The following is a 24,644-nucleotide window of genomic DNA, read 5'->3' as shown; positions in this document are numbered from 1 at the left end:
ATTCAAGGGTGGGGTGCGATACATCTGTAGGGGCATGGCAATCAAAAATCCCCTACCGTTAGAACCGCAATATATTCCAGCCAGCTGAGAAATGGTATAGATGGATCTATAGCAGACATCCCGTGAAATGGTATTCAGATACCTAAATTAGGGCTGAACAGATGTCGAATGGTGAACGGGTAACAACACTTTGAAAGTAGAACCCTGACCCAATTTACTGGTGACAGAAATAGAGCCAGCGCAACGCAGGAGAAGTTGCTGGACAATGGTTAAACCTAACCCGGCACCGAAAACTTCTTCGCCCGGTGCTAGGCGTCCGCGATAAAAACGGTCAAAAATCTTGGGCAATTCGTTCGGGGCAATGCCGATGCCGGTATCGCGGAATTCCAACTGTACGTAATCGCCTTGTTGCTTGGTGCGTACTACCACCTGACCGCCAGTGGGAGTGAATTTAATGCTGTTGTGTAGCAAATTGATGATAATTTGTCGCAGCCATGCCTCTAAGCAGGAGACGATAGGAAGGTCAGGACTGACTGTATAGCCGAGTTGGATGCCTTTTTCTTGAGCGATCGCTTGATAGGTGCTGACAACTCCAGGCACAATATCTGCTAACTGCACCGGATGCAAAGTCGTGGGTGTTGTTGCCCGATCTAGCTGGACTAGCTCCATCAAACCACTAATCAAAGAAACCTGGCGATCGCACTGTGTATGTAGCAAATGCAGGTAGCGATGGCGCTGGGTGGGTTTGAGTTGTGCCGACTCTAGCAGCGTCAGCGCAGTTTTCATGTTGGTTAGGGGCGTCCGCAGCTCTAACAGCGCATTACTTAGTAGTTCATCTTTAAAGCGCACTTCATCCAGCAAAGCTTGATTTTGCCGCTGGAGTTCGGCGATTTCTGTTGTTGATGCCTGATTAGCGGCAGCACCCCGCCCGATTTCTTCTTGCTGCTGGACTTGTTTTACCAGTAACTGAGTCAGGATGGATGCGATCGCTCGATTTTGTACTGAATCAGGTGATTGGGGTAAGGTAAATAGCTTGTCCCAGTTGCTGAGAATCGTCTCTTCAGTGGTCGCGATCGCGGGTCGAATTCCCTGCAAAACCTCCTGAATTACTAGCTTGTCGAAAGCACAAACTGTCAGCAGCGGTCGTCCTCTCTTGTCCTCTGTAGCTGCTGTAGCCATTTGCTTTTGCAAAGCCAAAACGCTTTCGCTAACGCCGGACTGTGCCCCGTAAGGATTGCCTAGGGCGCTCTTATTCCGGTACTGAGAAGCAAGAAACTCTTTTGAGCCTAAATTTTTGATTTGATCCAAATCCTTTGAGGTTGCTTGGGCGGCTGGCTTGGCGCTGCGGGGTCGATGAGCCAAAATTAAGCCACAAAAGTTTTCGGATAGCACTAACAAAAAATATTCCCTGGAAATTGCGCTTTCCGGCTTCAGCTGAACTGGAATAATCTGCGAGGCGGTAGCGGAGAGCTTTGAGGATCGGGTAAGCGGATAAGAGGAATTCTCTAACTCTCCCCGGCTCTCACTTTCCCCTTCTTCTACTTTCTCCTGCTCCCGTCCCTCTTTGCCGTTACAGACATAAATCGTATGCCCAACCTGTGCCCGTGCCTGATATTGTTCTATCTGCGCCTGCCAGCCTTCCCCAGGTGGTAGCTTTACCCAGAGTTTAGCTGGCAGTTGTTGGTCAATCAGTACATCCATCAGCGCCCATAACAAGGACTTGAGGGTGTTTGGACTCACTGCAAGCGGCTGAGGCGCTGGCTCTACACGCAGAGCCAGTTGATAAAGGGATGAATCCATAAGATTTTATGATTTTAGATGTTGGTTTTGGATGAAAAGGTGACTTGTTAAATGCACTGAAAATGCACTGATTTCTAAACAGACAGGTGAAAATCAACTTTGCTGGTGCTTGAAGAGTCTTGACTGGGGACTCCTTCGCAAGTGTTGGTAGCAGCACAGCGGTGCGAAGCACGGATTGAGAGAAACAAGATACCTCCTATCTACCTAGTGTCTCTTGCATCGTTTCCCGGTTATCCATCCCCATTTCTCAGACACTCTCAGACAACAAGTTAGATTGAATTGCGCCGATCCGCCTAGTTACAAGTTAACTGCTCCACTCTAAAATCTATAACTGCTTCAACTAAGGCATCCGCTTTAATAAGGCATCCCGTGCTTGTTCTCGATCGTCAAAGTGGATTTTTTCCGTTCCTAAGATTTGGTAGTCTTCATGACCTTTACCCGCGATGAGGACGCCATCACCCGGCTGGGCTTCTAAAATAGCGGTGTGAATGGCAGTCGCGCGATCGCTAATCACCACGACTGGTTGAGTCGTGGTTGGTATCCCGGCAACAATATCTTGCAAAATCCGTTCTGGATCTTCCGTGCGGGGATTGTCGGAGGTAACAACAGCTTTGTCTGCTAACTGCGCGGCAATTTGACCCATTTGCGGACGTTTGGTGCGATCGCGATCGCCTCCACAACCAAAAACGCAGATCATCTTACCGGGAATAAACGGACGCGCCGCTTTTAGCAAATTCTCCAAACTGTCCGGCGTGTGAGCATAATCGACAATAACGCTAATCTCTTGCTGGGAACTAATTTGCACTCGTTCCATCCGTCCTGGTACTCCCAAAAATTCGGGCAGCGCCGCCGCAATTAACTCCAAATCTACTCCCAAATCCAATACTGCTCCCACAGCGGCAAGTAAATTTTCCAGATTGTACTGCCCGACCAGGGGCGAACGGAAAGCCACGTCCCCTTTAGGGGTATGCATTACCCCGCTGACTCCCGTTGGCTCATAACTCAGGTCGCTCATCCACAAATCGGCAGTTGTATCGTTGACGCTGTAGCGCCACACTTGGTCTGGATTTAACCCCTCGATCAACCGCTGTCCGTAGGAGTCATCGGAATTAATCACCGCCCGCCCCTTAAGATACTCAGGGCTAAACAGCAAAGCTTTTGCCTTGAAGTAATCTTCCATGTCCGAGTGGAAGTCTAGATGATCCTGGGTGAGATTGGTGAACACCGCAACCGAGAACGGACAACCCAAAATCCGACCTTGCGCCAAAGCGTGAGAACTCACTTCCATCACACCCATCTGAGATCCGGCTGCGATCGCTTCTGCCAGTTGTTTTTGCAGTTCGACCGCAAAAGGCGTCGTGTGGGCAGCAGTTTGTGTAAAGCCAGCCCAACGGGCATACAGCGTCCCAAATAAAGCCGTTGGTAACTGGCTCCGAGTTAGGAAAAATTCGATTAAATGAGTTGTTGTCGTTTTGCCATTCGTGCCGGTGACACCAATCAGTTTTAGCTGTTGTGCGGGGTAGCCATAAAAGGCAGCAGCGACTTGGGCACAAGCTTGAGTCATGTCTGCAACTGGGATTACGCAGGCGTCTTCCCCTTTGGGAGGCTGTTTCTGGGCAGCTTGAGAAGAAATCAGGGCGGCGACTGCACCAGATGCGATCGCTCCTTCCCAAAACTCTCCTCCATCCACTCGCGTTCCGGGCATTCCGATAAACAAATCTCCCGGTTGACAAGCATGGGAATTTGTCGTTAAGCCTTTAACTTCTAATTCCAGGGCAGTCTGACTAGAGGGTTGCTCAATCTGGGGAATGGTTGCTAATAACTCTCGCAATTTCATCTTTAGTAACTCCTCACAATCGTCATGAGTCATGGGTCATTGGTTATGAGTCAGTCATGAGTCATTGGTATCGTTTAGCACGCGGATTTTAGACTCATAACGACTCGCGCTTATTCTTTATCCTTTACCAGCAAATATTTCTGTAACATTTGCTCCAACTGTTGCACCGTAGCGCGGGGCGAAGGACGGGGCAACGGTTCTTCTACTCGATCTGTACGCTGCGATCGAACCCTAAACAGGACGGGAATTTCATATTGATAGGCTTGAAACCAATCTTCGCGGGTCGTGATATCCCGGATTTCCAGTTCGATGGGGGGGTTTGAAACCTGTTCGAGTTTTTCTTGTAACCCCTCGCACAAGTGACAACCCGGCTTGCTGTACAGAATTAACCGCACTCAATCTCTCCACAAAACTTTGATAGGGCGATGATAGCTCCTAGTGCAGTTTGGCAGAAATCAATTGCCGGTTCAACAATTAGAAAGTTATCTCATCTTTTCTTCAAAGCTGACACCCATCCCAGAAAAAAGCAGCAGAAGCACTCTGTAACTGACCTGTGAGTGGCTTGTGACTGGCTATGCTTTGCCTCTGCAATTCTTCCTCCCGATAGCAGGAGGTTGGCGAGCGAATGTAGGCGGGGTAATATCATGCCCGCGCCCGTAGAGCGCCATGCAATTCTTTACTAGACATCGCGCTTGCTCAACTTGATTGCTCCAGCTGTTCGCGTCACAATAGTAAATATTCTTATTGTTTTGACTAATTTTGTTAACAATGGCGCTGGAACAGACCGTTCAAACAATTTCGTCGCCGCAGACATCGGCAGCCCAGCAAGGCTTTGACTACGACTTAGCGATTGTGGGCGGTGGAATCATTGGGGCAACTCTCGCTTGTGCCTTAAAGGATTCTGGGCTGCGGATAGCGTTAATTGAGAGATCGCCCCAGTCTGCTGCTGTTGCCATCGGACGCGCTTATGCCATCTCCCTCATGTCGGGGCGCATTTTCGAGGGTATGGGTGTTTGGGATAAAATACTGCCTCAAATCAATGCATTTCAACAAATTCGCTTATCTGACGCCGATTATCCTGGCATTGTACAATTTTCTCCCCAAGATTTAGGCACAGAAAGGCTAGGGTATGGGGCGGAACATCGGGTGTTGCTGACGGCTTTGCAGGATAGCTTGAGAGATTGCCCGAATGTGTCTTGGTTGTGTCCAGCGGAAGTGGTGAGTGCCGACTATCAAGCTGACGCGGTAGAGATCGAAATTGTCGTCAGAGGGGAGATTCCCCACTCTAAAATTCAATCTTCTCAAGCCTTGGAGATCCCCCCCAACCCCCCCTTAAAAAGTGGGGGCGATGAGGGGATTCAATCCTCTCAAACCTCGGAGATCCCCCCCTTAAAAAGTGGGGGCGATGAGGGGAAGCAAACAGCCAAAATTAGAACGCGCTTGCTGGTAGCAGCGGATGGGGCGCGATCGCCTATCCGCCAAGCTGCTGGTATCCGCACCCAAGGATGGCATTACTGGCAATCCTGTGTGGTCGCAACGATTAAACCAGAAAAACCCCACCAGAATATCGCCTACGAAAGCTTTTGGCCGAGTGGCCCGATGGGGGTTCTGCCGCTACCGGGGAACCGCTGTCAGGTTGTTTGGACTGCCCCGCATACAGAAGCGAAAGCTTTAAAAGAAATAGACGAAAAAGAGTTTTTGGCGGAACTGGAACGCCGCACGGCTGGACTGTTGGGGCGTTTGGAACTAGAAGGCGATCGCTATGTTTTCCCAGTGCAATTGATGCAAAGCGATCGCTACACCCTTCCCCGACTCGCCCTGATTGGCGATGCTGCCCATTGTTGCCATCCGGTAGCAGGACAAGGCATGAATTTGGGGATTCGGGATGCAGCAGCGATCGCCCAAGTTTTAAAATCCGCCCATAATTTAGGGGAAGATATCGGTGATATACAGGTACTTAAACGCTACGAACGCTGGCGTAAACAAGAAAACCTGACCATTTTAGGTTTTACCGATTTCCTCGATCGGATGTTTTCTAATAATTGGTTGCCAGTCGTAGCAATTCGCCGCTTAGGTTTATGGATGCTGCGACGAATTCGTCCCGTTAAGACCTTTGCTTTGCAGCTAATGACAGGGCTTAGAGGGCGTCATCCGGAACTGGCTTCTCGGTGAAAATTACCTCTGGTTGAAAAGGACGTACCTCGGCTTGATTGCCATTCGAGATTCCAGTGGTCAAATTCTTTGCTGCTTGAATGATATCAGACGGCATCATAATCACCGTCGTCGTGTTATTTTCCGCACCAATTTCTGTCAGCATTTGTAGACGCCGCAACTCCAATACAGCAGGGTTCTTCATAATCATTTGCGAAGCTTCTGCTAACTTAATCGAGGCTTCCTGTTCCGCCGCCGCTTTAATGAGTCTGGCTCGTTTTTCTCGAATTGCTTCCGCTTCTTTTGCCATGGCCCGCTGCATCGCCAGGGGAATTTCTACGTCTTTCATTTCCACCCGTTCAATCACAATCCCCCAAGGTTCTGTGATTTCATCGACAATTTCTTGGACTTTGGTGTTAATTTTATCCCGGCTTTGTAAGACATCATCCAGGATATTTTGACCTACCACATTGCGTAAAGTTGTCAAAGCGATTTGGTAAACCGCCATATTGTAATCTTCAACCCGATTAATAGCCTTTGAGGGGTCAAGAATTCGGTAATAAAGAACAGCATTCACTTTAATCGTCACGCTGTCCGCCGTAACAGTTTCTTGGGGTTCAATATTCACCGTTTTGGTGCGGACATCGATCTGCATTTTCTGATCGATCCAGGGAATAATCCAATACATCCCCGGCCCCATAACGCCCTTTGTTCTACCCAGTCGAAAGATGACGCCGCGTTCGTATTCTCGGTCTAGTTTAAGTCCAGAAGCTGCTAGAACGAAAAAGAAAACTAAAAGTGTGCCTAGAGTGGTGCCCATATTTGGCAAAAGGAAATCGTTACTAAGCCCATTCTAGACTCGCTGACAGAGTTAAAGCAGGATACCGCTTACCAACCGGATCTGGCAAACCAAAGCAGCAGTATGGATGCCACGCTAAGAGTAATAAATTGCAAAACAATTATTTGAACTAACCACCGAATTGTTAAGATAATTTTCATGGCTTTCTCCTCACCGATATCTGACTGAAGTTTGACTAAAAAATTGCGGATGTATCCAATCTTAGCGATTGATTAATCAAGTCTTGTGATGAAAGAGGTGTTCAAATGTGACAATCGTTGTCCGGATTTGTGATAATCGTCACTCCCACCTCGTCATAGATGCTAAATTTGGCTGTATCGAAAACTGGAACAACCAAAAACAGCATCATTGTGGCATCCCCTTTCAGGCAAACAGCCTTTTTCGTACACTATCACTGAATCATAACAATACTCTTTTTTAACACGATGCTTGAGGTTTTCCCTAACCCCTCAATCATCCCGGATTTATGAGGAATTATAAGTATAATAAAGCCTTATGAACTGGATTCCTCTTGCCTGATTGCAGCCAAAGTATTACCCATCCGTCAACTTTCCTAGTATAGATTGCGAGTTTTTCCAGAGAATTCCATACTTTTTTAAGGAATAGACTCACTGTACAGACTTATGCAATCAACACTCGCGATTAGAAAGCCTCCAGTCCGCCGCCACCGATGGTTTGATAGATTGATGGCAATCATTGCCACGATCAACTTCGCTTTAGTGTTGTTTGACCTAAGTTATATACCCTGGCGAGATTTCTACCTTCGGGAAATTCCTAGCCTGATTCAGGTGTACGATCCCATTAAAGGAATTGAACCGCATCGAGAAACACAGGCTTATCTCAATCGGGTAAACGAACTGGAACAGCAAGTGATGCAGACTGGGCTAGAGTCAGCAGAGGTAGAAAGCTTGCTACAGGACTTGCGTAGCCGTAGTAATGAAATGATTGAGGATAATCCGTTTGCGCTGGCAAAGAAAAGCGGTTCTTTAGAAAAAATTAAGAATCAAGTGCGCGATCGCGTGGGGAAAGAATCTGCCCATCAAGCTTTTAATGAATTTTGGAGTCAACCTTATCTTTCCCAAGCCGGTTGGCAGCAAGAACTCACCTTTTTTAATACAGAAACTCGCCCCTTGATCCAGAGTAACTACTATCGCAGTCTGGGAATTAATGGGAAATTTTTTGATGAATTCTGGTTGCTTGACTTACCATTTACAATTTTATTCGCTCTAGAATTTTTGGTTCGCACTTTCTATATCAGTCGTCAATATCCTGACTTTAGCTGGCTACAAGGAATGCTGCGGCGATGGTATGACCTGTTTTTGCTGCTACCCTTGTGGCGGTGGTTACGAGTCATTCCGGTAACGGTTCGCCTCTATCAATCTGAGTTACTAAATCTTGAACCTGTCCGGCAGCAAATCAATCATGATTTTGTGGCTAATTTCGCGGAAGAATTGACTGAAATTATGGGCATACAGGTAATCAATCAAATGCAAGGAGCCATTCAACGCGGCGATCTCGCACGCAGGCTGTTTCATCCGGGAAATCACCGCCCCTACATCAATATCAATAACACCAATGAAGTGCAAGCGATCGCAACTCGCCTGATTAACGTCAGTGTTCATAATGTTCTCCCCCAAATTCAGCCTGATTTAGAAGCTTTAGTGCATCACAGCCTGGAAAGCACTCTCAAGCAACTTCCGGTTTTCCAACAATTCCAAAATGTTCCGGGTTTGAGTCGTTTACCTAGCCAAATTAGTGAAAGTTTTGCTAAAAATTTATCTCAAACTGCTTACAGCAACGCGCTAAAAGCGGTTGAAGATCCAGTTGGGACAGAATTAACAACTCGGTTAATTGATAGCTTTGGAAAGGCATTAGAGGGGGAATTGCAGAAAAAACACAATCTTCAGGAACTCGAATCTTTACTTATAGATATGTTAGAAGAAATCAAAATTAACTACGTCAAAGGCATTGCCGAATCCGGAATGGATAAAATTTTAGATGAAGTGGAACAATTGCATCAAATTGTTCGGCGATAGATTCTTAATCTATACGGTTTTCTTTTAAGCTCAGTCTGGAATGAAGTAGGGACAGGACATTGTCATGCCCCCCGTTCCAAACCCAGTTCCAAACAGTTTACTGTGTCCCTACTTCCCTTTAAAGGAGTCCGGAACCCCGCCCAACCCTCGTGAATAAAATGTCCGTAGGGACACGGCAATGCCATGTCCCTACAGTGGTATCTACACACCTGGGATGTTGCTATATTCCTTATCTTCTCTGCGAAAAACGAGGGGATACAGGGAGATACGGCGAGGGAAAAATTTCCCTTCCCCTGCTTAAAGAGAGGATAGAGGAGTTGTATGTAAATTTTTACCATTGAAATGCTTGCACATGGCAGAACTTTGGCTGCCTTTGCTGTTACTCGAAGAAATATGCGCTAACACTATCTATTAGTGAAGTGCATCGCTTAACCTCAATCTCTTCCAGCCATCTTAAAATTACCGAGGTCGCTATGAAATCACTCGTGAGTAGTGTTAGCTTATTGCTAGTAGTACTGCACCTAGCGGGAATTAGCACAGAACGGGTGCAGGCACAAGCAATCATCCCAACACCTGATATTACTGCTACCCTCTCTGGTGGGAAAGGGAAGATTCTTCTAGCACAAGCTGCTACCCCCACCCCATTAGACAACGCTTTCGATCGAGGAAATTTGACGGAGATAGTGCCGAAAATTGAGCAAACCTGGGAGAAACAATATGAAGATTACTTTCGGATAAATTTCTCTGACGAATCAATTACAGCCAAGGATGTCGCCGATACTCTAGGCAAAATCGCGGTTCAAACGGGTAAAAAGCCAGCGTTAATTTATGTAGTTCCTAGAGCAAAACAACTAGAACTAGTGTTGATTACTCCGGGGAATCAACTCATTCACAAACGGATTCCAGAAGCGAAGAGTGAAGTTCTGCTCAAAGAAGCGGCAAAGTTTAGAGAAGATATCGTAGATCCCAGGCATCGGAATAGCTCCCGCTATCTGCCAGCCGCGCAACAGTTATATCGCTGGATTGTTGCGCCACTGGAGGCAGATTTAAAAACAAATAAGATAGACACGCTCATCTTTTGTGTGGGTGCTGGTCTGCGTACTATCCCTCTGGCAGCTTTCCATGATGGGCAAAAGTTTTTGGTGGAAAAGTATAGTATTGGGCGCATTCCTGCCTTCAAACTGACCGATACCCTCTATGTCTCTCTGAAGAATTCGCAAGTTCTAGCAATGGGTGCGTCAACATTTAAGGAGCAAACTCCCTTACCTGCGGTGCCAGTGGAATTATCTGCGATCGCGCAAAAGCTCTGGCAGGGTAAATCCTTTTTAAACCAACAATTCACCCTGAAGAATCTGCAATCGCAACGCGCCTCCGAACCCTATAAAATTATTCACCTGGCAACCCATGCCTTCTTTGAGCCGGGAGACCCGAACAACTCCTACGTTCAATTATGGGACTCGAAACTAACACTGGATAAGATGCGGCAATTACAGTGGAACGCTCCACCCGTGGAACTGTTAGTGCTGAGTGCTTGTAGAACTGCTCTCGGTGATAAACAAGCAGAATTAGGCTTTGCGGGGTTAGCTGTTCAATCTGGAGCTAAGTCCTCTGTCGCCAGTTTGTGGTCTGTCAGCGATGAAGGAACCTTGGGACTGATGACAGAGTTTTATCGGCATCTGAAAACTGCGCCGATTAAAGCAGAGGCGCTTAGGCAAGCTCAGATAGAGATGTTGCAAGGGAAAATCCGCCTCCAAGATGGTCAGTTGTACACTCCCACCAGGGAGATATCCCTGCCCCCAGAATTGGCAGGAATTCAGAACCTGAATCTATCGCACCCCTACTATTGGGCTGCCTTTACCTTAGTAGGCAGCCCCTGGTAATTAACTTAAAGGGGTCGATAGGCGCGATAGTTGATTTCGGGAAAGATGTTGTCAATTTCTTCGACTTTTTCTAACCAACCGCTGTCGATTTTGCCATCTTTGATCTCGTCGTAGAGTTTGTGGAAGCGCATCAAGTGCGATCGCGTTCTTCTCACCGCATAAGGCACCATCGTTCCGGTTCGCATAATAAACGCCCAGTCAGAAGATTGTGCCAGCAAGACTTCCCGCGCCGCTTGATTGAGCGCTTTCCACTCCAGCTCATCCGCTGGTTCCCGCCCCGCTAACTCGATCATCCGCTCTGCTGCTTTATGCAAGTGCGGATAAATCCATGCATTCGTTTCATTCAGCCAATACTCGTGGAACCCTTTATAACCCCAACTCGACTGAGAAGGACGGCAGACTTGCTGCGTAGGATTCTCTTGTAAATAATCAGCCAAATGCGTCATCCGATACGTGCCTTGGTCATACCAAGACTTGCGGAACAGATAATCGATAAACCAAGGACCTTCGTACCACCAGTGACCAAACAATTCCGCATCGTAAGGCGAAACGATGATTGGCGGACGCTGCATAATGTGGTGCAAATGCTCAACTTGCCGCTCTCGGTTATACGTAAAGTTGGCGGCGTGTTCAGCTGCCTTTTCTCTCGCCCAATAGGGGTCATAAAGTTGCTTATCGCCCAACCCTAAACCGCGCCCAGTAATCTTGTGATATTTGATGCCCGTATTCTTCCGCTGACCGTTGGGCATGATGTAGGGCTTGATGTACTCGTATTCCGCTTCCCAGCCCAAATCTTTGTAAAATTCCCGATATTCCGCCGCACCAGGATAGCCTACTTCCGAAGACCACACCTGCTGAGAAGACTCGTGATCTCGACCAAAGGCAGCAACTCCGGTTTCCGTAAAGATGGGGGCATAAGAGCCAAAGCGGGGACGGGGACGGGCGTAGAGAATGCCATGTCCATCGGTCAGGAAGTAGCGCAAGCCCGCATCGGCGAGCATCCGCTCTAACCCTTCATAGTAGGCGCATTCCGGCAACCAAATCCCTTTGGGAGGACGCCCAAAGTTTTGCTCGTAGTGTTCTACGGCAACCTGAATTTGTGCCCAGACTGCCTGCGGATACATCTTCATCAGCGGCAGATAGCCGTGCGTTGCGCCGCAGGTGATGATCTCCAGGTTGTTACTATCTAAAAATTGCTTAAATGCCGTTACCAAGTCGCGGTTATGGCGTTCCCACGTTTGGCGAATCCCGCTAAATTCCTGAACGTAATGTTCGGCGAGATAGCGAATATGACCGTTATTGGCGTTATGCTCAACTTCTAGTTCAACGAGTTCTTCCAGTTTCGCTAAGTGGTCATCGTAGCGCTCTTGCAGTAGCGGATCGCGCAGCATCGACACCAAAGGCGGTGTCATGCTCATGGTGATCTTGAAGTCGATGCCGTCCCGCTTTAACCCTTCAAATACGTGCAGCAGAGGAATGTAGGTTTCGGTGATGGCTTCAAACAGCCACTCTTCTTCCAGAACGTAGTCACTTTCAGGATGCCGCACGAAGGGGAGGTGGGCATGGAGAACAAGAGCAAGATAGCCGATGGGCATAGTAATTCTGGGGTCTTAGATGGACATGAAATTGAAGCAGGCTGGGCAAAATTGAATTTATTTTAAGATTTTACGGCGAAAGCGAGTCAGCATTGGATGGGGATTCCCAATAAGTTCCGGTGGTGGTTCGCCTATCCTGGTAATTGACGATCAATTTGCCTGCTCTCTTTGAAATAAGCGTAAAGTTCAGCCTGTGCTAAAAAAAGTAACTTTGACACTTAGCCTGTTAACCGGCGCTCTTTGGGTTGGTGGCTCTTTTCAATCTACGTTCGCAACTCCCTTTATTGTTGCCCAAGAAGCACCTGTCCAAACACCCGCCCCAGAACCAAAAGTCGCTCCATCCGCACCAGCTTCAGAAGTCTCCCCGGCCGCCTCCCCAGCACCGACTACTCAACCAGCGTCGTCTGAGGCGAAGCTGACTTTAGAAGATTTGCCTGCTGGGTTTCAGGAACTCCCACCGGATGTAGCCGTTGAGATTGCCTCAAAATTGGATGTTCTCAGACAACAGCTAACGCAAGCGAACATGAAGCCGGAGAACTTCTTTGCTTTCGTTAATCCAGAGAACTTCCAAGTTGTCTTGGGCTTCACTGGAAATATGCCAAATCAGCCCGAACAAGCTAATTTTGATGCGGGTCTGCAAGAAATGCAGAATCCTCAGAAGCAACAACAGATGTTGAGCCGTCTGCGGCAGAGGCTCAAAGGATACCAGGGACTAGAAGTTGTGGAATACAAACCTCTGCCGGAACTGAATAACCTGGGGAATGCTTCTAGTGGGATGACGCTGGCTCTGAAGATCCAACAGCAACCTGTGCGGATGGATATTGCTGCTTTTCGCCGCAATGCGACAGGAGCGCTAACAGCGGTGATGTATGTCAATGGGAAACAGCCAGCGGTGCAGGTAGGAGATGTGGTTCGCAAGCTAGACAGCCGGATTTTGCAGGTGTCTCCTGCTGCCAATTTGCCTCGCACCCGCTGAGGACGATAGAAGGCGATAGAAGGCGGAGATAGAAAGCGATAGAAGGCGGAGATAGAAAGCGATCGCGTTGCCCAACCAGATTTAAATCCTTTTCAGGATTTAAATCTGGTTGAAAGCTCACGGTTTTTCTTTCCCCCGATACAGGCGGAATCGAATTTGAGTGAGATATCCTCAAAAAGGAAGCTACCGGGCAATAGGAATTAAACAATGGATGACAAACCGGGAATAATGTCTGAAAAAGAGACAGAAGCAAACTCTTCAACTTCTGACTCAAAAACAGACAATGCGGAAAAGTCTTTAACGCAGTCCACGGATGTCAAGAAGCCATCGTTCTTCGATTCAGTTGCGACTGCTGGGCAAGCAGTGGCGAAAACAGTAGCCGGAGTCGGCATGGCAGTTGGTAACACCGCCTTCCAGACAGGTAAAGCTGTGGCGACAACGACGACTGGCGTAGCCCAAGCGGCGGGAAAACAAGCGCAAAAATTGCTCGAACAAACCACACAAGGCGCAGGGCGCGCAGTAACTTTTGTGGGCGACAACACATTTTTGCGGCACGTCACGAAGGCGTTACCCACGAATTGGTTGCTGGGGATTATCAATCAAGTTGATGTGGTAAAAGCTGAAGCTGATGTTAAAAAGCTACAGCAAAAGTATCCCGACGAAAAACCGAATCAGATTGCCCATCGTCTGATGATGGAGAAAGCGGTTTATGGAGGCGGGATGGGACTGGCGACTAGCTTGTTGCCGGGAGCAGCATTGGCGTTGCTGACGGTTGATTTGGCAGCAACAACGCTATTGCAGTCAGAGATGGTTTATCAGATTGCGGCGGCTTATGGATTAGATTTGAAAGATCCCGCACGTAAGGGTGAAGTGCTGGGAATCTTTGGTTTGTCGTTGGGCGGTTCTCGTGCAATTAAGGCGGGTTTGGGTTTGTTAAAAGCGACGCCAGTGGCGGGTGCGGCAATCGGTGCTAGCGCGAATGCGACGATGATCTATGCGCTGGGGTATGCGGCTTGTCGCTTTTATGAGGCACAGCTGCATTCTGAGGCATCGACGGAAAAGCTGGTAGAGTCTCAGGCAGCAAGCGAGAAGTATTTAGAAACTGCGATCGCGCAACAAGCGATTATGGATCGGATTCTAGTTCATATCATCGTGGCGAGTCATCCAGGCAAATCTTGGGAAGATATCTTACCTTCGTTACAAGCTGCCAAACTTAGCCCAGCATCTCTCGAAGCGATCGCGAATAACATCAATCAACAACAGCCTTTAGATACGCTGCTGGATCAACTCAATCGGGACTATGCGTTGCCGCTATTAGCTCAGTGCCATACAATCTCCCAACTAGATAGCACAGTGACGCCAGCAGAATCCCAAGTCATTGAAAAAATTACCCAAAAATTTGATGTTGACGTAGAGGCAATTAAAAAAATTGCCAGTTCGACACCAGGCTAACAGACGCCACTAACGCTTGTGCGCGATCGCTCTCATCGCCTCAGTCTGCTTCAAGAAGCAACCGATTGGGGAATGAATCGAGGGTGTTTTTGCCTGTGTGAGTGTTAGTCAGGCTTTTGATCTGGGAATCCTAAGAGGGAGGCGATCCTAAATCTCTCTGGTGCGATCGCTGCGAGCCATGACGAAACAGTGAATTCGAGAACGAACCAGCGCTGGAGAACGGGCACGCACTAGTGTTGCCGCCTTGATGAACAACAAGGCGTACAACCAGGGATACGACTTCTCTGCCCGGACTGGATTCTGGAACGCTGCATCAGCATCAATAAGTTTGATTGCCTCATCTCTTGCATCTGGAAAACCTCACTCCCAGCTTGTTTCTTTTGTAACAAAGGCAGAGAATTACTTCTCTTTCCTTGCTGGATAGGGGTTGGAGGAGATGCCTCCTGGCACAAGAGATGAGATTTAGGAACTCCTGGTAACTAAATAAGCAGGTGAAAATAAATTTTAAAGCTCAATTGTTAACTCAACTTAAGAATTGTTCTATCGGTTTTATCTCTCGATGTTTAGGTTTGCATCCTTACTTCTAAATCTTTCCAGTTATGCCTGAACAAATCTCTCAAATGATGGCGATGTTTGACCTTGGAGAAGCAGAAAGTATTCTGGATAAACTCCCTCCAGAAGCTAAAAAATGGGCGGAAAGTTTGCCTTGGAGTCAGCGCCGTTATGTGCTGTCATTGTGCCATCTAATGTGTGCGGCTACTCCAGAAATGCAAGCCGAATTTCTGGATGATTATACGGCAACCGGCTTAGTTACGAAAAGACTCCAAGATAAAAATACTCAGCAAAGAGTCCAAGACTATTTAACCCAATTTCACATTCAACTAGACTTAAGTGAATCAGTTTTAAGAAGTTATATTAGGCAGTTTTATGTCCATTCAGCTCAAGATGCAAGTAGGCAACCAGAATTATACTTAGAATCAGCTTTACGACTGGTTCTAAGTACCGAAGAACGCAATAACGTGTTTAACTATATCTTGGGTTTTGAACTCATTAAAATGATGTTTAAAATGAGCTGGCTGCAACATGAAAGACTCTATCAGATACAAATTAATCAAGAAGAGTTTTTAAACACTTATATTAAACCGATTCAACACGCTCATCGAATTAATGCAATAGTTGTTCCTACTTCTAAAAATCGTTTTTTTGATAAACGTAACTATTTTGTACAAAAACCTGTGGTTAGCGATAAGAAGCTAATCCAGCTAGTTATCGCTACTTTCACCACAGATTTAGTGACTCATTTTGGTTTTACGATTATTCGACATCTCAACTCTTTAGTTTTTGACTATGAATATATCTTTGAGGACGAACAAGAAGGTGTGTTTAAATAGCTTGTCCCAGATTGAAGTTGTAAATTATGAGAGAATGTCTGAAAAGTCCTAATCGAGAGGCGTAAACGGTAGACATCCCCCTGAATCTCCCAAGGAATTGAAGGACTCATGAGTTGATTCTCCCGCCTTTTTTCTAGCGTAGTGGCGCTCTCTTATCGGGGGCTGGGGAGGATAAAAGCAACTTTTGACACTTCTCTGACATCCTCTAAAAGCCTCTGAAACATCGGTTTTTAAACTTGTCGCGGAAAGTGGACAACAATCATGGAAGTTTCTCTGTGGTTGCGAGCGATCGCTTCTGGCTCAATTCCCACTGCTGTCCAACTCATCCTATCCGGATGAGTCCCAGTCGTTAATATCAACAAATCATCCGTTTGCAGTAGTTTTGAAACTTTGTGAACCAAGCTTCCCCGCACGTCTTGAACCGAAATATCGGGTTTCAATCCCACTGCGTCAAGATCCAGAGAACCTTGTGGGGAACGCTTCAGTACCTGCAACAGTTGCAGTGCTGCCTTCAGTTCATCAGCGATGTTTTGTGCTAGCTTAACTGTTTGCTTAAAGGTAGAAGATGATGCTTCTATGTCAGTGAATGCTAAAAATACCCGCTGTGTATTCGCAATGGGATGAGGAAATCGGGAGATCAACACGGGTACAGTTGTTCGACGCACCACATTATCAATCACACCGCCAAAGAAATTTTCCTGATAGGTGGAGTAACCTTTCCAACCACAGATAATTAAATTAGCATCGCGCTCTTGGGCAGATCGCAAAATCCCTTTATCAACCGAATCATCAATTCGACCAATGGGTTCAACATCTGTAACAGCAGCATGAGCAATCGTTTCTGCTGCTGCTAGTAACTGGTTTTGCTGTATTTTTGATTCAGATGAAATCGGTCCCCGACCATCGGATAAGATGTGAAGCGGTAGAACGGTTCCCTCCGTTTTTTTAGCCAGAATTAGGGCAAGATACAGCAGATTATCTTCAGTATTTGGATTGGCAACAGGGACTAAAATGCGTAAGCTTGCAGATGGGACAGAGCTTACGTCTAAACCGGCTTCTGGGCGACTGGCTGGACTCGCCACCTCTCGCTTCATTCCTTGACCCCAACGGGCTGTAACCCAAGGCGAAGCAATACAGGTAAACAGAATCATCGCAATAATGCCATTAACCGTTACTTGATCCACTAATTTAATTTGGTAAGCAACTGTTATCGCTGCCAAAGTAGATGCAGCTTGGGCAACAGAAAGACCAAACATCACCATAATGCTGGGAAACGGGAAGCCAAACAGCTTACCGGGTCCCCAAGCAGCGGCAAATTTACTGATGATTTCCGCCACAATCATTACCGCTGCCACTAACAAAGATCGCGGTTCGCTGATCAAGATTCCTGGGTTAATCAACATCCCCACCGAAATCAGAAAAAATGGCACAAACAACGTATTGCCAATAAACTGAATTCGATTCATTAAGGGACTCAGTTGGGGAATGAGTTGAGTAATCGCAATTCCTGCCAAAAATGCTCCAATAATTGGCTCAATATCAATTAACTCAGCAGCATAAGAAACCACGAATAAAGTTGCGACGACAAAGGTAAATTCTGCCCCTTCGTCGTGACCAAAACGTCGAAAGAACCACCGACCGATTTTGGGAACTCCCCATAAAGTGGCAACGGTATAGACAATCAAAGATGGAATTAGAAATAGCCAAAAACTCAGGTTAAGACTGCCTTGATGGGCTTTAACCACAATGGCTAGAACCAGAAGTGCCAACACATTCGTAATCAAAGTTGCGCCCAAGGTAGCCGTCACCGCCTGGGTTCGCATAATTCCCAGTTTAGTAACGACTGGGAGTGCGAGGAGGGTATGGGAGGCAAAACAAGAAGCTACCAAGATGGCTGCTAAAAAGCTATATCCCAGCATCAGCATGGCGACTGTACCTAGCACCATCGGCAGGGCAAAGGTGGCGAGTCCAAAAATCGCAGCTTTGTCGGCGTTGTATTTCAGATCGTCGAGGCTGGTTTCGAGTCCAGCCATGAACATGAGAAATAGCAATCCCACTGTCCCTAACAGAATGATGGTGCTATCTCGCTCTAAAACGCCCAGTCCATGAGGTCCTACCACCACTCCTGCTAGGATTAAGCCGACAATGCCTGGTAACTTAAACCGCTCAAATAATAGCGGAGCAACTAGCATAATCGCCATAATGATCAGGAAAACTGGAACCGGATCGGTGATCGGGTTAGAGAAGATAGAGGGATGCAAAAGATTGCTAAGCGATCGCCACCAGTTTTCCAGGTTGAGCCAAAGATTTTCCATCACATTTCTTGCAAAATATTACTGAACAATACTGCCAACTATATTTGGTTAGGTTTCTACATAGATTTAATGGTCTAAATTTTTGTTAGAACAAATAGTAAAAATTACCAGAAGTATTCAATTAAAGCTTATATCTCTGGTTAGATGAATTAGTTGCAGAGTTATCGTCTTCCGATTTGAGTGGTGAGATACCAGCGGTTCAGATCCCCGGCTTATTAGAGCCGTCGGGGATCTCGCCTTCACGAATCATTGAGGGCGGCTATCGTTGTTTGACAAACGATGCTGTGAAGCAAATTAAACCAAATACTGTCCAGTTGAATCACTCTTCACGTCTAACATCTCATCTGCTAGAAAGTTCATGGGATGCTTGCGTCACGGTGGCTTTGTGATTAAATTTCTTTCCTAAAAAGAGCGATGTCCTAAGAGGACGACCTTCGGTTCGCAAACGCAAAAAAAAAGACAGGCATCTTGCCTGTCTGATAACGATTCAGTACAACGCTAAGCTTAGAAATTCATCTCAGCAGCTTGCACTCTCTCAACTTGCTTCTTCTTCAGGACTAGCAAGACTTGACACAACATGATTGCAGCAATAAATGCCATCAACCACTTGATGCGGGTGGGGCTTTGCAAAACGATTTCGGCGTCCATTTGACCAAATCCACCGACGTTCGGATTGGAGGTCAGCGCTTCGCCAGCTTTAACTTCCTGTCCTTGGGAGACAACTAGCTCTGGGCCTGCGGGAATTGTATCAACAACCGCATTGCCTTCTGCTGGTTGAATGGTGACTTCAGAGCCACCTTCTTCAGCTTGGGTAATGGAAGTGATGCGACCCGCTACAGAAGCGTTATAGACGGAATTGTTGCTCTTTTCGCCTGTGGGGTAAACCTGACCGCGACCCCGGTTGCCACCAACATGAATCGCGTATTTACCGAAGAAAACTTTCTTATCGGTCTGTGGATTGGGAGACAGAACGGGGAAGATAATTTCCTGATATTGATCGCCTGGAATCGGACCAACGATGACAATATTTTCTTTGTCTTCGCTGTAGGGTTGGTAGTAGAGTTCCCCGATTTTTTCCTTCATTTCTTCAGGAATTCTATCTTCGGGGGCAATTTTGAAGCCTTCTGGCAGCATTAACACGGCACCCACGTTCAAGGGCCCTTTGGTGCCATCTGCTTGCACTTGCTGCGTGTTGGTGTCGTAAGGAACTTTTACGACGGCTTCAAAGACGGTGTCTGGGAGAACCGATTGAGGAACTTCTATTTGTGTGGGTTTGGCACCGAGGTGACAGTTGGCACACACAATCCGCCCCGTTGGTTCGCGAGGGGTTTCAGGATAGGTTTGCTGCGCCCAGAAGGGATAGGCACTCGCTGATTGGGGAAGGGCTAGATCGCTGGCGAGGAATAGTGACACGGTGGCGATCGCAACCAGGGCGGTTTTGATCATCGCCTGTTTGCTTACTCTGAATATCGCCGATAAAGAAACTTTTCTCATCTCTCAAGAAGGGATTCTGGGTCGAATTTCAAACAATATCTATCAGTTTTCTGTCCTTAGTTTTTCGTTCTTAGTTTTTTGTCTTTCGTTTTTCGTCCTGAGTTTTTGGTCGTTTGTAACCGACCCATGACCCATGACGGCTGACTGATGACTGATGACTAAGCACCGATGACTAATGACCTTATGTCCACCAAGGATTTTCGCCGGTACGGAAGTCGGTTTCCGTCCAAGGCGTTAATGTCACCTTGTCCTCCGCGACCGCAGCGTGAACCAGTGCCAGGGACAGCGGTGCTGGTCCCCGTACCACCTTGCCAGTGCTGTCATACTGGGAACCGTGGCAGGGACACATAAACTTGTTCTCACCGGAATTCCAAGGGACAACGCAACCCAAGTGGGTGCAGACGGCGTTTAAGCCGTAATTGTCAATGGTTTTCTCTTCGGTCACGACAATGTAGGTAGGGTCGCCTCTGAAGCCCTGTACCAAAGTGCGATCGCCCGGATTATGATTAGCTAAAAAATCACTCACAATGACATCGTTGCCGATGGCATCTTTGGCAGTTAGACCCCCACCCGTTCCACCGCTCGAAGGGGGGACGAAATACTTAATAACGGGATACAGTGCCCCCAGAGCTGTTCCTGTAATGGTGCCAAAAGTGAGCAAATTCATAAATTGACGACGCCCCATATCGGGAACGTCTGACGAGCTAGAAAGTTGAGCCATGAGTAACGTCTGAGTGTATAGCTATGTGAACAACCCTGGGCTAAGTCCCAGATTTTGTTAAATCTTGCCCAATAAATATATACCAAGCAAGTTGCAAGCCTGTTCGCCACAAACCCTTTTGTAGAAAGGTTTACAGCCTTGCTAAGGGTATTATTACATTCTTTTGCACCGTATCATTAATTTAAGAAGCGCTCCATTTATGACGAAATGTAAAGAAAAGTAATTGCGATAAAACTATGACAGGACAAGACCTTCGCCAACTCCTGATCGACAAGTGGGGACGTTCATACGATATTCAGATCAGGCGGACACAGGGAAAAATTTTCCTCCAGGTAATGTGGAAATACTTAGAGCAGGCGTCTTTTCCGCTGTCGGAGGTAGACTACCTAGCGCACTTGGATACTGTCGCGGGGTATCTCCAGGCTTGGGGTGGAGCTGACCAAGTACAAACTTATATTGAACAAACGCGCGATCGCCCTCGGCTCGGTAAAGCCGTCAGCATCCCCCTAGACCTGGGTGAGCGAGCCTCGGAGTGGATGCTCGAACAGTTCTAGGAGCTGTACAGTTCTAACTCAGAAGTATCCGCCCCCTTGAGTGGTGTTGTCTACAGCACCAAGCGCGAATAAAGCGAACAAAGAGCAAACAAAGCGAACAGGTGAGTCAATCGGCAGATAGTCTCACCCTGCTCGATGACAACAGCCTTTGTGGTTGAAACCGTAATTCGCGCCGATCGAGCGAGCAGCATCGATACTCAAAAGCCAGTCAGCGTGGAGATGGCAGGTCATTCCGAACCTGTCAATGATCAATGGCGAAGTTGATCTGATTCAACCTGTAAGCAGCATTCCAGGCATTGAAGAACGAAGCAAGCGGATGCAAAGTGCAACTATAAAGTGCAACTATTCAGGGCAATCCCCAATACAGCAGCACTCCAGAGAGTCAAACATGAGGCAGTTGAAAAATTGACTCGTCCAAGTTGCATAGTATTTTGCTTATCTCAGCGCCCTACGAGCTTAACCAAGCCAATCCCACTATAGTAGAGTCCCAATACGGCACCCGCGAGGAGGCTTTGGGTGAGGGGGTCGGTAGAAGGCGTCAGGATGGCACCCAAGATAGCTGCCCCCAGGATCACAAACCGCCAGCCAGATAGCATTTGCCCAGAAGAGACAATTCCCAAAAAGCCGAGTAGCAGCTGGATGATCGGAATTTGAAATGCCAATCCGGTGCTAAACATCAGCAGCAGCACGAATTCAAAATATCGGTCGATTGACCACAGCTGTTCGACGACATCTGCTCCGTAGCTGATGAAGAAATTCAATGCGGCTGGAATTAAGGCTATATAGGCAAATGCCAGCCCCCCCAAAAACAGGACACCCGACCCCAATACAACGGGTCCCACTAGGCGGCGTTCGCGGCGAGTGAGTCCTGGGAGAACAAACAGGATGATCTGGTACAGGATAAAGGGGCTGGCTACCAGCAAGCCACTGTAACCGGCAACTTTAATGGAGACAAAGAAGTATTCTCCCGGTGCCAGTTGGAGAAACTTGACGCCCTGCGCCGGTACCTCCAATAGTTGGACAATTGACTTGACAAATAGGAAGCAGCCAATGACACCGAAGGCAACTGCAATCAGCGCATAGAAAATCCGCCGCCGCAACTCCTCCAGATGGTCAAATAGAGACATCTCAGTCTCAGCGGGCAGCTCATTAAGGTATTCATCTTCCAGATTGCGGTTCGCTGATTCCGGCTCCAGGTCTGGATTTAGCTGGGATGCGGTATCGACTTCTGAAGGAAGCGTCATCGGTCAAGTTTGCTTTGAAGATTTCTTGACTATTGTATCCATACCCATTAAAAATTAAAAATTCAAGAAAGCGCCAGACATTAGTAAATTAAAAAAAGATCCAGCAATTAGAGATTAAAAATTAAAAATTGAAGAAAGCTCCAGCGATAGAAAGCCACTTCTACGGTTAGTAATCGGTAATGAAATTTTCCTCATTACCAACTCTCAAAGCAGAATCTTTCATTCCACCCACCGCCTTTCTCCAATTTTTAATGTTTAATTTTTGAATGCAGTTGGCTGACCTTCGGAGTATTTTGCTACCTGCTGAGAGATTTTTGGATTGTACAGGCGTAAGTAATTCCAGTAGTTGCCAAACACATTCTTGACATAACCCTGCGTTTCATCAAAGGGAATGGCTTCGACAAATTCATCTGGATCGCTGACTTTTTTGCCTTGGAGCCACTTTGACAGATTGCCGGAACCGGCATTGTAACTCGCGATCGCTAACATGGAGTTATTTTTGTAGCGATCGTGAATTTCATCCAGATACCAGGTGCCTAATTTAACGTTGTCGTTAGGATTTTCCAGGCTATATTTCTTGATGCCAATGTTTTCGGCAACCCATTTACTGGTTTCCGGCATCACCTGCATTAAGCCAACCGCACCGGCAGTGGAGCGGATTTTTGGCTCAAATCGGGACTCTTGTCGGATCACAGAGATCACCAGCAAGGGATTGAGCTGATGTTTTTGAGACCAGTTTTCAATCGCTTCGACATAGAGCGTCGGATACAACGCCTGCCAGTATGCAATTTGTTGCGTTAGAGCTTTGTACTGTGCTTGCTCGTCTGGGTTCTCACGGTCTTCTAAGCTGGAGATTTTAGCAATTCCTTGTAAGTGGTCTCCCATGCTGAGTCGAAGCAACCCATCGGTAAATTGTTCTGCCACCGTTGGATTGACCCGGTTTTGAAATTCTGCTTGCCAGAGCTTCCAGGCATCTTTGCCTTGACCCATTTTGTATAGTTCTTGTAAAGCTGCCGAACCTACGGGCAGCGACGGTCGCTTGGCAGGCCATTCTACTTTGGGATCTCGCTGACGCACGCTGTTAAAGTCTCCCACATCCCAGCCCAGCATGACGGCAGACCGCCAAGCATAGTAAGACTGGGGATACTTCGCCACGACGTTCTCAAAAGCGGCTTTTGCCTCCTGCTTGCGTCCCAGCTTGTTTGACCACTTACCCACCCAAAAAGACGCCCGACGAGCTAATTCGCTATCAGGATTCTGAGTGGCGATCGGCTTGGCGATTTGCAGTGCCTCTTTGTAGTTTCCACCCCGTGCCTTCGATTGAGCCAATTTCCAGCGATATTCTGCCGCTGCATCGGTCTTGCCATATTTGGTAAGTAATGATTGACGCGCAGCAGATGCGGATTCGGAACTTTTAAGACTATCGAGAATTTTCGCTTCTAATAAGATGGCTTCGCCAGCTCGGTCGGGGAATTGACTGATAACTTGGTCGAGATAAGGAACCGCCTCGATAGCGGGACCGATTTTGGCGATCTGGATGAGCGCGTTAGCACTTTCGTTCGCATTGGGGAAGTTTTGCACCACCTCTTTATAGGCGCGGAGGGCTTTCACTTTTTTCTCGGCGAGATCGAGTCCCCTAGCGACCCGGTAGACGTTGTGAGGAGTGCGAGGGGCTTTGGCATAAGCGGTACTGGCTTGACCGTATTTTCGGTTTCCCCAGTAGCCTAAAGCGATCGCTTCCCATACTTCTGGCTTGAGTTGCTCTGCTGGCAAACCTACCAACTTATCTAGCACTGAGGTAATTCCTGGAGTGTCAAAGGCATACTTTGCCAGGGACACCATCAATTTTGCTTGGTTGGGATTGTCTTTGAGTAAGGCGCGGGCGATTTCCAGGCTGCGGGGATGACTGGGAAATTTCTCAACGGCTTCTTCCCAATATTTCGGTTCCGTCTTCCCCAGCACATATAAAGCTTCGACTGACACGGGATCTTGAGAATGGTGTTTTAACAAACCTTCCCAAGCTTCCTTGGTTTTTCGGGTGTTGCCAGTGAGTTCGTAAGCTTGCGCTCTCCGAAGAGCAATGTGTCCGTCTAGGACGCGATATTCAAACTCTAATCCTTTTAACCATTCCAGTGCTTTTTCGCCCTGCTTAGAGGCAATCAGATCGCTTGCCAGGAGATAACGGGCGCGGCTGCGGTCGAGGGATCTTGACCCTGTGGCGATCGCTTCTAGTAGCCTGTCAAGGGCAAATCGATGGGTATAAATTGGGTAGTATTTAAGGTAAAAGTCTTAACCAACTACCACCGAGCTGTCCAATGAGTAAAAAGTATATAGTAAGC

18 protein-coding genes are annotated in these 24,644 nt (G+C 47.3%); 8 read left to right on the top strand and 10 right to left on the bottom strand.

The window, feature by feature from the left end:
- Window positions 1–147: 147 nt before the first annotated feature.
- The 3 genes from H6H02_RS16045 to H6H02_RS16035 all read right to left on the bottom strand — a co-directional run bounded on the left by H6H02_RS16045 (window position 148) and on the right by H6H02_RS16035 (window position 4,032).
- The gene (locus H6H02_RS16045) at window positions 148–1,800 is read right to left on the bottom strand and encodes a DICT sensory domain-containing protein (RefSeq protein WP_190819471.1); all 1,653 of its coding nucleotides are present in this window, start codon (window positions 1,798–1,800) and stop codon (window positions 148–150) included.
- Between the two features lie 340 nt (window positions 1,801–2,140).
- Window positions 2,141–3,637 carry a UDP-N-acetylmuramoyl-L-alanyl-D-glutamate--2,6-diaminopimelate ligase gene (locus H6H02_RS16040; RefSeq protein WP_190819624.1) on the bottom strand — a complete coding sequence of 499 codons (1,497 nt, stop codon included), beginning with the start codon at window positions 3,635–3,637 and terminating at the stop codon, window positions 2,141–2,143.
- Window positions 3,638–3,747: 110 nt separating this feature from the next.
- Entirely contained in the window at window positions 3,748–4,032 is a 285-nt protein-coding gene (locus H6H02_RS16035) for a glutaredoxin family protein (RefSeq protein ID WP_190675178.1), read from the bottom strand.
- A 373-nt stretch (window positions 4,033–4,405) separates the two neighbouring features.
- Here H6H02_RS16035 and H6H02_RS16030 point away from each other — a divergent pair, with 373 nt between their 5' ends.
- On the top strand, window positions 4,406–5,809 hold the full coding sequence (locus H6H02_RS16030; RefSeq protein WP_190819469.1) for an FAD-dependent hydroxylase: 1,404 nt from the start codon (window positions 4,406–4,408) through the stop codon (window positions 5,807–5,809).
- Here the strand turns inward: H6H02_RS16030 and H6H02_RS16025 are convergent.
- Entirely contained in the window at window positions 5,775–6,608 is an 834-nt protein-coding gene (locus tag H6H02_RS16025) for a slipin family protein (RefSeq protein ID WP_190429825.1), read from the bottom strand. The two genes, H6H02_RS16030 and H6H02_RS16025, sit on opposite strands and share 35 nt — an antisense overlap.
- A gap of 662 nt (window positions 6,609–7,270) precedes the next feature.
- Here H6H02_RS16025 and H6H02_RS16020 point away from each other — a divergent pair.
- On the top strand, window positions 7,271–8,683 hold the full coding sequence (locus H6H02_RS16020; protein ID WP_190819467.1) for a hypothetical protein: 1,413 nt from the start codon (window positions 7,271–7,273) through the stop codon (window positions 8,681–8,683).
- A 473-nt stretch (window positions 8,684–9,156) separates the two neighbouring features.
- The gene (locus tag H6H02_RS16015; RefSeq protein ID WP_190819465.1) at window positions 9,157–10,563 is read left to right on the top strand and encodes a CHAT domain-containing protein; all 1,407 of its coding nucleotides are present in this window, start codon (window positions 9,157–9,159) and stop codon (window positions 10,561–10,563) included.
- Window positions 10,564–10,568: 5 nt separating this feature from the next.
- Here the strand turns inward: H6H02_RS16015 and H6H02_RS16010 are convergent, their stop codons facing one another.
- Window positions 10,569–12,158, bottom strand: coding sequence for a glycoside hydrolase family 57 protein (locus tag H6H02_RS16010; RefSeq protein ID WP_190819463.1), 1,590 nt, complete (start codon window positions 12,156–12,158; stop codon window positions 10,569–10,571).
- 211 nt (window positions 12,159–12,369) lie between these two features.
- Between H6H02_RS16010 and H6H02_RS16005 the strand changes: the two genes are divergently transcribed.
- The 3 genes from H6H02_RS16005 to H6H02_RS15995 all read left to right on the top strand — a co-directional run bounded on the left by H6H02_RS16005 (window position 12,370) and on the right by H6H02_RS15995 (window position 15,977).
- On the top strand, window positions 12,370–13,134 hold the full coding sequence (locus H6H02_RS16005) for a hypothetical protein (RefSeq protein ID WP_206757291.1): 765 nt from the start codon (window positions 12,370–12,372) through the stop codon (window positions 13,132–13,134).
- 207 nt (window positions 13,135–13,341) lie between these two features.
- Window positions 13,342–14,586 (top strand): EcsC family protein, encoded by a 1,245-nt coding sequence (locus H6H02_RS16000; RefSeq protein ID WP_199329255.1) that lies wholly within the window; start codon window positions 13,342–13,344, stop codon window positions 14,584–14,586.
- Between the two features lie 599 nt (window positions 14,587–15,185).
- Entirely contained in the window at window positions 15,186–15,977 is a 792-nt protein-coding gene (locus H6H02_RS15995; RefSeq protein WP_242040737.1) for a cobyrinic acid a,c-diamide synthase, read from the top strand.
- Window positions 15,978–16,207: 230 nt separating this feature from the next.
- Here H6H02_RS15995 and H6H02_RS15990 read toward each other — a convergent pair whose 3' ends face one another.
- The 3 genes from H6H02_RS15990 to petC form a co-directional block, all read right to left on the bottom strand.
- The gene (locus tag H6H02_RS15990) at window positions 16,208–18,292 is read right to left on the bottom strand and encodes a cation:proton antiporter (protein WP_190819459.1); all 2,085 of its coding nucleotides are present in this window, start codon (window positions 18,290–18,292) and stop codon (window positions 16,208–16,210) included.
- A 504-nt stretch (window positions 18,293–18,796) separates the two neighbouring features.
- Window positions 18,797–19,786, bottom strand: coding sequence for a cytochrome f (gene petA / locus H6H02_RS15985; protein WP_190819457.1), 990 nt, complete (start codon window positions 19,784–19,786; stop codon window positions 18,797–18,799).
- A gap of 181 nt (window positions 19,787–19,967) precedes the next feature.
- Window positions 19,968–20,507, bottom strand: coding sequence for a cytochrome b6-f complex iron-sulfur subunit (gene petC, locus H6H02_RS15980; protein ID WP_190819455.1), 540 nt, complete (start codon window positions 20,505–20,507; stop codon window positions 19,968–19,970).
- A 236-nt stretch (window positions 20,508–20,743) separates the two neighbouring features.
- Between petC and H6H02_RS15975 the strand changes: the two genes are divergently transcribed.
- Both H6H02_RS15975 and H6H02_RS27670 read left to right on the top strand, forming a co-directional pair.
- On the top strand, window positions 20,744–21,061 hold the full coding sequence (locus tag H6H02_RS15975) for a DUF3067 family protein (protein ID WP_190819453.1): 318 nt from the start codon (window positions 20,744–20,746) through the stop codon (window positions 21,059–21,061).
- A gap of 135 nt (window positions 21,062–21,196) precedes the next feature.
- A complete protein-coding gene (locus H6H02_RS27670; RefSeq protein ID WP_277922560.1) occupies window positions 21,197–21,325 on the top strand; it encodes a hypothetical protein in 129 nt (42 codons plus the stop codon).
- 176 nt (window positions 21,326–21,501) lie between these two features.
- On the opposite strand, the gene tatC is transcribed toward H6H02_RS27670, so the two are convergent.
- Both tatC and H6H02_RS15965 read right to left on the bottom strand, forming a co-directional pair.
- Window positions 21,502–22,305 carry a twin-arginine translocase subunit TatC gene (tatC, locus tag H6H02_RS15970; RefSeq protein WP_190819451.1) on the bottom strand — a complete coding sequence of 268 codons (804 nt, stop codon included), beginning with the start codon at window positions 22,303–22,305 and terminating at the stop codon, window positions 21,502–21,504.
- A gap of 255 nt (window positions 22,306–22,560) precedes the next feature.
- Window positions 22,561–24,288 (bottom strand): transglycosylase SLT domain-containing protein, encoded by a 1,728-nt coding sequence (locus H6H02_RS15965; RefSeq protein ID WP_347342621.1) that lies wholly within the window; start codon window positions 24,286–24,288, stop codon window positions 22,561–22,563.
- Window positions 24,289–24,644: the final 356 nt, after the last annotated feature.

This window comes from Coleofasciculus sp. FACHB-1120, from assembly GCF_014698845.1.
In the GTDB taxonomy this organism is placed as follows: domain Bacteria; phylum Cyanobacteriota; class Cyanobacteriia; order Cyanobacteriales; family FACHB-T130; genus FACHB-T130.
This window is presented reverse-complemented; position numbering and strand designations above follow the sequence as displayed.